The organism is Campylobacter sp. RM16704 (genome assembly GCF_000816245.1).
GTDB lineage: Bacteria > Campylobacterota > Campylobacteria > Campylobacterales > Campylobacteraceae > Campylobacter_D.
This window is the reverse complement of sequence record NZ_CP007769.1, coordinates 231,341-243,291: the sequence shown is the minus strand read 5'-3', so window position 1 is coordinate 243,291 and position 11,951 is coordinate 231,341. Positions and strand designations below refer to the sequence as shown.

The 11,951-nt window shown below is 27.9% G+C and carries 11 protein-coding genes; 6 read left to right on the top strand and 5 right to left on the bottom strand.

Going from position 1 to position 11,951, the window contains the following annotated elements:
- Positions 1-96 precede the first annotated feature (96 nt).
- Both mraY and murD read left to right on the top strand, forming a co-directional pair.
- Positions 97-1,125, top strand: coding sequence for a phospho-N-acetylmuramoyl-pentapeptide-transferase (gene mraY, locus CAQ16704_RS01390; RefSeq protein ID WP_442856717.1), 1,029 nt, complete (start codon positions 97-99; stop codon positions 1,123-1,125).
- Positions 1,125-2,324 carry a UDP-N-acetylmuramoyl-L-alanine--D-glutamate ligase gene (gene murD / locus CAQ16704_RS01385; RefSeq protein WP_039666566.1) on the top strand — a complete coding sequence of 400 codons (1,200 nt, stop codon included), beginning with the start codon at positions 1,125-1,127 and terminating at the stop codon, positions 2,322-2,324. The genes mraY and murD overlap by 1 nt, the downstream gene beginning before the upstream one ends.
- Here murD and CAQ16704_RS01380 read toward each other — a convergent pair.
- A complete protein-coding gene (locus tag CAQ16704_RS01380; RefSeq protein ID WP_052244954.1) occupies positions 2,316-3,182 on the bottom strand; it encodes a LysR family transcriptional regulator in 867 nt (288 codons plus the stop codon). The genes murD and CAQ16704_RS01380 overlap by 9 nt on opposite strands.
- 99 nt (positions 3,183-3,281) lie before the next feature.
- Here CAQ16704_RS01380 and CAQ16704_RS01375 point away from each other — a divergent pair, with 99 nt between their 5' ends.
- Both CAQ16704_RS01375 and CAQ16704_RS01370 read left to right on the top strand, forming a co-directional pair.
- Complete coding sequence (locus CAQ16704_RS01375) at positions 3,282-4,325, top strand: YeiH family protein (protein ID WP_052244953.1); 1,044 nt, start codon at positions 3,282-3,284, stop codon at positions 4,323-4,325.
- A 215-nt stretch (positions 4,326-4,540) separates the two neighbouring features.
- Positions 4,541-5,143 carry a BspA family leucine-rich repeat surface protein gene (locus CAQ16704_RS01370; RefSeq protein ID WP_039666565.1) on the top strand — a complete coding sequence of 201 codons (603 nt, stop codon included), beginning with the start codon at positions 4,541-4,543 and terminating at the stop codon, positions 5,141-5,143.
- Between the two features lie 114 nt (positions 5,144-5,257).
- On the opposite strand, the gene CAQ16704_RS01365 is transcribed toward CAQ16704_RS01370, so the two are convergent.
- Both CAQ16704_RS01365 and prfB read right to left on the bottom strand, forming a co-directional pair.
- The gene (locus tag CAQ16704_RS01365; protein ID WP_039666564.1) at positions 5,258-6,094 is read right to left on the bottom strand and encodes a universal stress protein; all 837 of its coding nucleotides are present in this window, start codon (positions 6,092-6,094) and stop codon (positions 5,258-5,260) included.
- Between the two features lie 19 nt (positions 6,095-6,113).
- Positions 6,114-7,214: a peptide chain release factor 2 gene (gene prfB / locus CAQ16704_RS01360; protein ID WP_039666563.1), complete on the bottom strand. Its 1,101-nt coding sequence runs from the start codon at positions 7,212-7,214 to the stop codon at positions 6,114-6,116.
- A gap of 77 nt (positions 7,215-7,291) precedes the next feature.
- Here prfB and rimO point away from each other — a divergent pair, with 77 nt between their 5' ends.
- Together rimO and tilS are read left to right on the top strand one after the other, a co-directional pair.
- Positions 7,292-8,608, top strand: coding sequence for a 30S ribosomal protein S12 methylthiotransferase RimO (gene rimO, locus CAQ16704_RS01355; protein WP_039666562.1), 1,317 nt, complete (start codon positions 7,292-7,294; stop codon positions 8,606-8,608).
- Entirely contained in the window at positions 8,598-9,560 is a 963-nt protein-coding gene (gene tilS, locus CAQ16704_RS01350; RefSeq protein WP_082020044.1) for a tRNA lysidine(34) synthetase TilS, read from the top strand. The genes rimO and tilS overlap by 11 nt, the downstream gene beginning before the upstream one ends.
- On the opposite strand, the gene CAQ16704_RS01345 is transcribed toward tilS, so the two are convergent.
- Both CAQ16704_RS01345 and CAQ16704_RS01340 read right to left on the bottom strand, forming a co-directional pair.
- On the bottom strand, positions 9,541-10,908 hold the full coding sequence (locus CAQ16704_RS01345; RefSeq protein WP_039666560.1) for a phosphomannomutase/phosphoglucomutase: 1,368 nt from the start codon (positions 10,906-10,908) through the stop codon (positions 9,541-9,543). The two genes, tilS and CAQ16704_RS01345, sit on opposite strands and share 20 nt — an antisense overlap.
- Position 10,909: 1 nt before the next feature.
- Positions 10,910-11,908 carry a hypothetical protein gene (locus CAQ16704_RS01340; RefSeq protein WP_039666559.1) on the bottom strand — a complete coding sequence of 333 codons (999 nt, stop codon included), beginning with the start codon at positions 11,906-11,908 and terminating at the stop codon, positions 10,910-10,912.
- Positions 11,909-11,951: the final 43 nt, after the last annotated feature.

Sequence of the window (11,951 nt, the reverse complement as noted above, 5' to 3'; positions counted from 1 at the left end):
TTATAATTTATTTATATGATTTTACTAAAATTATGTTTTAAAAAAACAAACATAAGGTTAAAAATTTTGCTTTATCTTACAGAATATACAAATTATATGTTTTTTTCTTACATTAGCGTTCGTGCTGGTTTTGCATTTTTTATTGCTTTATTTTTGAGTTTATATTTAATGCCAAAATTTATTAAATGGGCTCAAAATAAAAAAGCAAACCAACCTATTTATGAATACGCTCCACAATCACACAAAGCTAAATCTCATACACCTACTATGGGTGGACTTGTTTTTATCTTTGCTACCATTATAGCTAGCATTTTCAGTGCTGACTTAAACAATAGCTTTGTTATAGTTGGATTATTGTGTTTAGCACTATTTTGCACTATAGGCTTAGTAGATGATTTGGGTAAAATTTTAAAAAAAGATAACCACGCAGGACTTAGCCCTAAAATGAAACTTTTTGGACAGCTTAGTGCTGCTTTTATATGTATTTTATTGTTATACTTTTTTAATATAAACACAGAATTTTATCTACCATTTTATAAGTATGCTATTTTTGATGGCGGGGTATTTATGCTATTTTTATGGGTTTTAGTTATTATCTCAAGTTCTAATGCCGTAAATTTAACCGATGGACTTGATGGTCTTGCAACCGTGCCTTCTATATTTTCTCTTTTAAGTCTTGGTGCTTTTTTATATTTATGTGGAAATGCTATTTATAGCTCTTACTTATTTTTACCTAAAGTTCAAGGTCTAGGAGAACTTGTTGTGTTAACATCAGCATTAATTGGTGCTTTAATGGGCTTTTTATGGTATAACTGCTATCCTGCACAAGTTTTTATGGGAGATAGTGGAAGTTTAAGTATAGGTGCATTTATAGGCTATCTTGGCATAGTAAGTAAAAATGAAATTTTACTTTTACTCATAGGCTTTGTATTTGTTTTAGAAACCATTTCAGTAATCTTGCAAGTAGGAAGTTTTAAAATTTTCAATAAAAGAGTTTTTAAAATGGCACCGATTCACCATCATTTTGAAAAAATAGGCTGGGTGGAAAATAAAATCATTGTGCGTTTTTGGATGATAGCCTTACTTGCAAATATCATTGCATTAATTAGTATAAAGTTAAGATAATGAAAATTTCACTTTTTGGATACGGAAAAACAACTAAAGCTTTTGCACAGCGTTTTGGAAATTGCAATATTTATGATGATCATTTTACAAGTATTAGTAAAGATGAATTTGGCAATACACTTTTACCACCTTGCAAATTTGATCCTTTAATGAGTGATTTAGAAATACCAAGTCCTGGTTTTCCTAATGATCATTTTCTTGTGCAACAAGCAAAAAATTTAAGCAGTGAATATGATTTTTTTTATGATGCTATGCCAAAAAGTGTTTGGATAAGTGGAACAAATGGTAAAACTACCACCACTCAAATGACGCATCATCTCTTAAAACATATCAATGCACAAATGGGAGCAAATATAGGAATTCCTTTGGCACAAATGGATACTAATGCGAAATTATGGATTTTAGAAAGTTCTTCATTTTCACTTTTTTACACCAAAATAGCTAAACCTGAAATCTATGCACTTTTGCCTATCACGCCCGATCATCTTTCTTGGCATAAAAGTTTTAATGATTATGAACAAGCAAAACTTAGTGTACTTGAAAGAATGAATGAAAACGATGTTGCAATCTTACCTAAAAAATATGAAAATTATCCAACTCATGCCTTTATTATAAGCTATGAAGATGAGCAAGATTTAGCTAAAAAAATGCAAATTGATATTAAAAAAATTAATTTTAAAACTCCTTTTTTACTAGATGCAATAATTGCATTAAGTATAGAAAAAATCATACTCGATCATTGCTCGTATGAATTGTTAAATGAGTTTAAGATTGAAAAAAATAAACTTGAAGAAATATTTGATCTTAAAAATAGGCTTTGGGTAAATGATACTAAAGCAACAAATCTTGATGCTACTTTAGCAGCACTAAAACGCTACAAAGATAAAAAAATTCATCTTATTATAGGTGGTGATGATAAGGGAGTAGATTTAAGTGCTTTATTTTCTTTTATGAAAAATCTTAACATAGAGCTTTATGCCATAGGAAAAAGTACAAATAAAATGCTTGAATATGCTAAAAATGCTAATTTAAAAGCACATTCTTGTGAATTTTTACCTAATGCGGTTGAAAAAATCAATCAAAACTTAACTAGCAATGAAGTAGCATTGCTAAGCCCTGCTTGTGCAAGTTTAGATCAATTCAAGTCTTATGAAGAAAGAGGTAGTATTTTTAAAGAATGTATTAAAAAATTATTCTAAAATGTCTTTTTGTATCTGCTTTAATAAAAATTGACAAAAGTTTAAAAAATTTTTATTAAGCTCTTTGTTTTTATGATAAATTATAAAAAGCTCTCTTGAAATTTTAAAATTTTTTAATCTTACTTGAAATAGTTTTTTATTTTCTAATTCTTCTTTAATACTAAATTTAGGTAATACTGCTAAAAAATTTCCTTTTTTTACTAATTCTTTAATCATAGCAGTGGAATTTAGCTCATACATTAAATTTAATTTCACATCTTTTGGTAAGGCATTTAAAAAAACCTCTTTAGCTCCAGAACCTTTTTCCCTACTTAACCATTGATAATTTTTCAATTCATCAATAAAATATTCATTTTTAAATTCATTATGGCTAACTACTATAAGCTCATCATTACATATTTTAATTTTTTCTAAATCTTTATCTTTACAAATTCCTTCAATAATACCTAAGTCAATATCTTTTTCTAAAACACTTTTTATAATATTTTTACTATTATCCAAAGATAATTCTAATTTAATCCTATCATTTTTATTATTTAAAACATTTGCCATTAAAAATGTTCCTATGTTTTGACTTACTTTCATATTTAATTCATAATTTTCATCATTTTGCATCATTTTTTCAATGCGTTCAAATTCCAAAATTAAAGGTGAAATTTTTTTTAGAAAAGTTTTTCCTTTTTCATTTAAAGTTAAAAATTTAGATTTTCTATCAAAAAGTTTTACATTCAAATTCTTTTCAAGTTCAAAAATAGCCAAAGACAATGCAGATTGAGTTATGTTTAATTCTTTAGCACAAGCTCTTAAATTCAAATTTTTACTTAAAGCTTGAAAATATTTAATTTGTTTAAAAGTCATAATTTTCCTTGATAAATATTTTTAATCATTATAACAAATAAAATTAATTTTTCTTATCATAAAAAAATAGTTAAAATTATAAAAAATGAAAGGATAAATATGCATATTAGACATAAAAAAATATACAAAGGTCGCAAATTTGAAGGGTTTTTATTATTATTTGTTTTAGCATTTTGTGCTTATGCTATTTCAGAGCTTAACTTCTTTAAAAATATAGGAATTTCTGCATTAATTATAGCAGTATGTCTTGGAGCTTTAATAGGAAATTTTGCACATCAAAATGCAAATTTACTAAAAAAAACAGGTGTTTTGGGTATTGCCACTAAAGAAATTTTAAGGCTTGGTATTATTCTTTATGGTTTTAGAATTACATTTAACGATATTCAAAAAGCTGGTTTAGAAGGCATAACTTTAGCTTTTATCATAGTATTTTCTACATTTTTTATAGGACTTATTTTAGGAAAATTATTCAAGCTTGATTTAAAAGAGAGTATTTTAATTAGTAGTGGTTCAAGTATATGTGGGGCTGCTGCTGTAATGGCAAGCGAAAGCATAGTAAAGGGAGGATCTTCAAGAGTTGGAGTGGCAATTTGCACTGTGGTAGTTTTTGGAACCTTGGGAATGTTTTTATATCCTTTAGCTTGGAATCTTGGCTGGTTTGATTTTTTTAATACCGAACAAATGGGATATTTTATGGGAGCTACTTTACACGAGGTCGCACATGCAGTTGCAGCTGGTGAAGCCATAAAAGCAGGTGATAGTGCTGTGATAGAAAAGATGATTAGGGTTTTAATGCTAGTTCCTTTTTTAATATTTTTAGCAGTTTATTCTTTGAAATTTTTAAACAAAGGAAAAGAAAAAGTATCTATTAAAAATAATATTCCTTACTTTGCTTTATTATTTTTAGTTGCAAGTGTTATTAGTTCTTTAGATATACTAAACACACCTTTTGCTATAAAACATATTAAATCAAATATTGAAACTATAGACACTTTATTGCTTTCTATATCTATGGTAGCACTTGGTGTTAATATTCATAAAGATGTTATAAAAAATGCTGGATTAAAACCATTCTTAATGGCATTTATACTTTTTATATGGCTTGTAATTTTTGGAATTTTTCTAGTTAATATTTTAATGTAATTTCCTAATTTTAAAACTAGGAAATTTATATTTTCCTAATATAATTTAAATTTTTTAAAAATATTTTAAATATATCAAAATAAAATTTATAGTTACATAATGAAACAATATTCAAAAAAAATTATAAACTTTATTAAATTTACATTTAATTATTTAATTTTTATATTTAAATAATATTATAATTATATTGTTAAATAACAATAAAAGGAGCGAACATGTTTATGCCTAAAACAAAATATGAATTAGTTGCTCTTGTTAGAGAAGAGCTTATTAAATTAAGTGAAATTGACGTAAGCTTAATTACTGATATGTCTTACTTGTTTTATTATTCTACTAGAACTGATTTTTCTGGCATAGAAAAATGGGATGTATCAAATGTCAAAGATATGTCTTATATGTTTTATTATTGCAAAAGCTTCAATAGTGATATATCTAAATGGAATGTTAAAAATGTTGAAAATATGGAAGGTATGTTTTTTGATTGTGAATCATTTGATCAAGACTTATCTTCTTGGAATATGTCAAAAGTCAAAGATACAAAATATATGTTTTGTAATTGTTTTAAATTTAACCATAAAGTAGAAAATTGGGATGTTCATAATGCTATAACTTTAGCTCATATGTTTGAAAATTGCAAGCAATTTGACCAAGATTTATCAAATTGGGATGTTCATAATGCTAAAACAATGGCATTTTTACTTCATAATTGCACCAATTTTCATCATGATATTAAAAAATTGGATATTGACAAAAATTGCAATACACAAAAAATATTAGGTCATGAAGAATTTCAAAGTAAATATATGTTAAAGCATTAATCATAGCAGGTAGGTAAAATTACTTACCTGCTTAAAATATAAAAAGTTTAAACAATTTAACTTAAAATTGTAATTTTTATTATGGTTTTATTTTTACATAAAAAATTATAAAAATTAACGTATCAACAATAAAGGTTTTTTAGCCTTAGTTAAAATCTCATTTGTTAAACTGCCAAATAAAATACTTTTTAACCAATGGTGTGAATAAGCCCCCATAATCAACAAATCTATATCATTTTGTTCACCAAAATCAAACAAAGCTTGGGTAATATCGCCATTTAAATGCTGTGTTTGCACATTTAATTTTGCTTCTTTAAAAATTTGACTTACTTGAGCTAATAACTCACAAGAGGCTTTTTCATCTTTAGATACATTTACCACATAACGCTTAGCTTCTTTAAAAATAGGTCTTTTAATGGCTTGCTCTATGGCCTTTTTAGCCAAATTACTTCCATCATAAGCCATCATCACACTTTTTATCTCTTTAAATGTAGAATTTACAAGCAAAATAGGCACATTTAAAGCTCTTACTAATTCTTCTGTATGAATGCCTATTTTATTTTTCTTGCCACCACCTTTTAAACCTGCAATAGCTAGTCTTATTTGATCATTATATTCTTTTAAAACTTCTTCCAAGTCCCCATCTCTTTGCACACTAAAGCATTCTTTGACGCCTTGTTCTTTTGCATAAGCACAAAATTCTTCTAAAATTCTTTGTCCTTTTTTGCAAAGATTTTCAGTTTTTTGATTTTGCTCTTCTACTAAATCTTCTATCACACATCCACTAGCACCTATACCAAAACTACAAGCTAATTCAGCATTAGTAAAATTTGGCTCTATAGTGTATAAAAACATTAAAGGTAAATCTAGCTTTTTAGCTAAATACACCCCATAATACAAACTATCCTTGCAAGGCTCTAAAACATCCACACAAACTAGAATTTTTTCCATTTATTATCCTTTTGTAGTATTAATCTTGTGCTTTTTGTGCTATTAAAACACCTTCTATGATTTTTTTAATATCTCCATCTAAAATATTATCAACTTGTGAAAAAGCCTCATTTGAGCGTGTATCTTTAACTTGCTGATAAGGAAAAAGAACATAAGAGCGAATTTGATGACCCCAACCTATCTCACTTTTTTCGCTTGAATTTGCTTCATCTTGCTGCTTCATAAGTTCAAGTTCATAAAGGCGTGACTTTAGCATTTTAAAGGCTGTCGCTTTGTTTTTATGCTGACTTCTATCATTTTGGCATTGCACTACTATACCACTTGGCATATGTGTAATACGTACAGCCGATTCTGTTTTATTAACATGCTGTCCACCTGCCCCACTTGCTCTATAATAATCAATTCTTATATCTTTTTCCTCAATTTCTATTTCTATATCATCATCAAGTTCAGGAGAAACCATCACACTAGAAAAACTCGTGTGACGACGCCCTGCACTATCAAAAGGAGAAGTTCTTACTAAACGATGAATGCCATTTTCAGCCTTTAAATACCCATAAGCATTTTCACCCTTAACTAAAAAGCTCACATCTTTAAGTCCAGCTTCTTCACCTTCTTGAAAATCAAGCGTTTCTACTTTAAAACCTTCTCTTTCACAAAATCTTAAATACATCCTATAAAGCATACTTGCCCAGTCATTGCTCTCAGTCCCACCAGCTCCTGGGTGAATAGAAACTATGGCATTTTTGCCATCATTTTCTCCGCTTAAAAGCATAGAAATTTCAAGATTTACAATAAGATCTTCTAGCTTGTTTGCATCTTCAAATAAAGCTTCTATGGTATCTAGGTCATTTTCACTATTAGCAAGATCAAAAAGCTCGCTTGCATCATTTAATGCATTATTTGCATTATCATAATTTTTAAGCAAATTTGAAATTTTAGTTTTTTCTTTTCCAATTACTCCTGCTTGTTTTACATCACTCCAAAAAGAAGGAGAATTTTCTAAATTCTCTATTTCTTTTAATCTTGCTTTTATCTCCTCAGGTTTAATAATAGAAGCTATATTTCCAACTTTATTTTTTAATTTTTTTAAAAGTTCGCTGTATTCGTAATTATCCATAAAAATTTTCTTTCTAATTTCGATATAATTTAATCTTATAATTTTAGCAAAAAAATAAAATATTTAAAGTGAGAAATATGCCAAAACTTTTTTTAATGTCGTTAGGTTGTAATAAAAATTTAGTTGATAGTGAAATTATGCTTGGAAGATTAAGTAATTATGAAATTTGTGATGAGCCAAGCATAGCTGATGTATTGATTGTAAATACCTGCGGCTTTATCGATAGTGCAAAAAAAGAAAGCATTAATGCGATTTTAGATTTACACGAGCAAAGAAAAAAAGATTCTCTCTTGGTTGTAACTGGATGCTTAATGCAACGCTACCGCGAAGAATTGATGAAAGAATTACCTGAAGTTGATCTTTTTACTGGTGTAGGAGATTATGAAAAAATCGATGAAATGATACTTAAAAAAACTAATCTTTTTTCAACTTCTACTTACTTGCAAGATGAAAACACAAATCGTGTGATTACTGGATCAAATTATCATGCTTTTATCAAAATAGCTGAAGGGTGTAATCAAAAATGCTCATTTTGTGCCATACCAAGTTTTAAAGGCAAACTCAAATCAAGAAACTTAAAAAGCATTATAAATGAAGTAAAAGAACTTGCTAGTAAAGGTTATAAAGATTTTTCTTTTATCGCTCAAGATACAAGCTCGTATTTATTTGATCAAGGCCAAAAAGATGGGCTTTTAAAGCTTATTGAAGCAGTAGAAAGCATTCAGGGAGTAAAAGCTGCTAGAATTTTATATCTATACCCAACAAGCATTAGCAAAGAAGTGATAGAAAAAATCATTCAATCAAAAGTTTTTGTAAATTATTTTGATATGCCTCTGCAGCACATCAGTGATAATATGCTTAAAATCATGAAGCGTGGGGCTAACAAAGCTAAATTAATCGAATTTTTAAATTTAATGAAACAAGCCCCAAATTCATTTTTACGCACAGGTTTTATAGTAGGACACCCTGGAGAGAGTGATGAGGATTTTGAAGAATTATGTGCTTTTATAAAAGAATTTAGTTTTGATAGAATTAGTGTTTTTGCTTATTCTAAAGAAGAAGATACTGCAGCTTTTGACATGGAACAAATTCCTAGTAAAACCATCAATGCAAGATTAAAAGTGATAGAAAAAATCGTAGATGAATGCATAGAAAAAAGCTTTAACCAACAAGTTAGTAAAAAAACCTTAGCATTTTGTGAAGGTCAAAGCTCTGAAGGAGAATTTTTCATCGGTGCAAAAGATATGCGTTGGGATAGAAATATAGATGGAGAAATTCTCATCAATGAAAGTGATTGTGGCGATTTAGAAATGGGTGAGCTTTATGAGTGTGAAATTACGCAGAGCTTAGATAAAAAACTTATTGCAAAAGCCTTAAGAAAGCTTGATGATTGATAGCAAATATTTAAATCATTTAAAGCAAGGGAAAAATCTTTTAGCATTTTCTCATGGGAGTGATTCTAGTGCTTTATTTTTCATGCTTTTAGAAAAAAATATAGATTTTGACCTTGCTTTTATAAACTACAAAATTCGCAAAAATAGCGACAAAGAAGAGCAAAGTGCTAAAAAATTAGCCAAGAGTTTTCATAAAAAAATTTATATCAAAACCGCACCCAAAATAACAAAAAATTTCGAAGCTCATGCAAGAGCTTTGCGTTATGAGTTTTTTGAAAAACTTTGCAAAAATCACTCTTATGATAATCTTTTATTAGCTCATCATCTAAATGATAAACTAGAATGGTTCTTAATGCAGTTTTCTAAAGGTGCAGGGCTTAGAGAATTACTTGGTTTTAAAGATATTGAAAAAAGAAAATATTTTACCATCATAAGACCCTTGCTTGAAACTCCAAAAGAAGAAATTTCAAACTACCTAAAAGAAAATAATATCACTTATTTTCATGATGAGAGTAATGATGATGAGAAATATTTTAGAAATTTCATACGCAAAAATTTTGCTAATGAGTTTTTAAAGTTTTATCCAAATGGAGTAAAAAAAAGCTTTAAATACTTAGAAAAAGACTTAAAAGAAGAGAATATTTGCGAATTTAAAAATATTTATATAACTCAAAAAGATGAAAGCTTAATCGCAAAATGTTTCAAAAAACTTGGAGTTCTTTTAAGTGCTAAACAAAGACAAGAAGCATTAAAAGGCGATGGGGTGATTTCGCATAAAATAGGTATTGTTTATATACAAGAAAAAGTTTTGATTTTTCCTTTTGTAAATTGTGAGAAAATACCAAAAGAATTTAAAGAAATTTATAGAAAAGCAAAAATTCCTAAACTCTTAAGAGCATATTTATACACAAAAAATATTGATGTAAAAGAACTTATACAAGCTCTTTTATAATTTCTTCAAAAAGTTCTTTTACTCTTGCTTCTAAAAAGTCTTTAAATTCAGCACTTGTAGCTTCAGCACGCATGATAAGATATGGACTTGTATTAGAAGCACGCAAAAGCGCCCAGCCTTCTTTAAATGTGATTCTAACTCCGTCAATTTCATTACAATCAAGCACATTTTCAAAAGCGTTTGCTTTTACTTTTTCTTTAAATTTTTCTATGATTTGAAATTTATTTTCCTCACTAACCTTAAGCTTAATCTCTTCACTTGCATAAAGTTTTGGCAACTCTTTAACTAATTTTTCTATATCAAAACCATTTACTAAAAGCTCTAAAGTTCTTAAAAATGCATAAATTCCATCATCATAACCAAAATATCTATCTTTGAAGAAAATATGCCCACTAAGCTCTGCTGCTATGTCGATATTTTGCTCTTTCATCATTTTTTTAATATTAGAATGTCCGGTCTTACCCATCATAATAAAACCAAATTTTGCCACCTCATCAAAAAGATTTTTAGAGCATTTTACTTCACCTAAAACTCTAGGATTTTTTATATTTTTAGCAAATAAATAACAAAGCTCATCACCCTTAAATACATAATCTTTACTTACGACTACCAAACGATCCCCATCTCCATCAAAAGCAAAGCCCATTTTTGCATTTTCATTTTCTTTTAACGCAACTTGCAATGCATGTAAATTTTCAAGCTCTGTTGGATCGGGCGCGTGATTTGGAAAATTTCCATCAGGATTTTCAAATAAAATTTGTGCATTAAGATTTAATTTTTCCACCAAAGGCTTTATAATTACTCCAGTAGCTCCATTTGCACAATCAATGATGATTTTTTCTTTATAGTCTTTAAGATGTAAAAAATGCTTAGCTAAAAAGTCTATATACAAGCTCTTAATATCATAATTTTCATATCTTAAATCATCATTTATTTCAAGTTCTAAATACTCTTGTACTTTTAAAGAAAGTTTTTTTAAATCAGCACCAAAAAAACTTTCTTTTTTAATCGTAATTTTAAAGCCATTATATTCTTTTGGATTATGCGAGCCTGTTATCATAATGTTTGCATCAAAAATATCATCAAAAAATAAGCTAAAATACCCCATAGGAGTTGGTGCTAAGCCTATGTTAAATACCTGCATATTAGCTTTATTTAAACCACTAATTAAATAGTTGAAAAGTTCATTTGCACTATATCTTGCATCATAGCCTATGCTTACTTTCTCACAACCTCTTGCTCTCATTTCTAAACCCAAAGCATAGCCTATAGCTTTTACACTTTTTTCATTCAATTCGTTTGGGTAAAGTCCTCTTATATCATATTCTCTAAAAATCAAATCTAGCATTTTAATCCTTTTGTCTTCTAAGTTCTAATTTTGCTTGTTTTAAACTCTCTTCTATGTTTTCATTTTTACTAGATAAACAAAGTTTAATTTCTAATTTTGCACTTTGCTCTTTAAATTCAAAAGTATATTTTTGCATAAAATTTTCAAGCATTTGAAGCTTACTTTGCACAAAGGCCATATTTTCATTTTCAAATACAATGATAAAATAATCCTTATCATCTTTAAAAACCCTAGCGTGTAAAGCTTTTTTTAAAATCCTAGCAAATTCATGCATTATAAACTCACCCATTTTTAAGCTTTTTTGATGATAAATTTCATTGATATTTTTTACTTCAATCAAAGCTAGATGAAAATTTTCAAGCCCTTGTGCATATCTTCTTAAGGCTTTTAAATTTGGTAAATTAGTTAAAGTGTCAAAAAAGGCTATTTTATAAGCTTTATATACTAAAAATCCTATTAGAACTAAAGAGGCAAATTCATAATAACCCAAATCGACATTATTATAAAATAAAAATTGCACGCTCAAACCCATATAAGCTAGTAAAAAATGAAAATCATTATTTTTAAAATATGAAAATAATAAAAATACAAATCCTACCCAAAACACACAAAAACTTAACTCGCTAATAGGCTTAAAAAATTGTATTGAGAGGCCAAAAATTTCACTTGTAATACTTGCGTTAAAATTAGTACTTGTACTAAGTATCAATGCTACTAGCCCCATAAAGGCTAAATAAGCAAATTTAATGAGATTAATTCTTTCAAACACAAGCTTACTATCTTGCAAAAACACAAAAAGCACAAAAGAAAAAGGCAAAAACACCGAGATAAACAAATGTGCTTGATACTCACTTGCTACTAAAGATAAAGCTCTAGCACATAAAATCAACAAAAGCAAGAAAAAAATCTTATTTTGCTTAAAAAAATAAGCTAAAAATAAAGCTAAAAACTCCAAAACAAGACTAAAAGAAGGTAAAAAAGATAACAAAACTAAATTCAATCAAATAACCTTAACTTAAAAATAATTTTAAAAATTATACAAC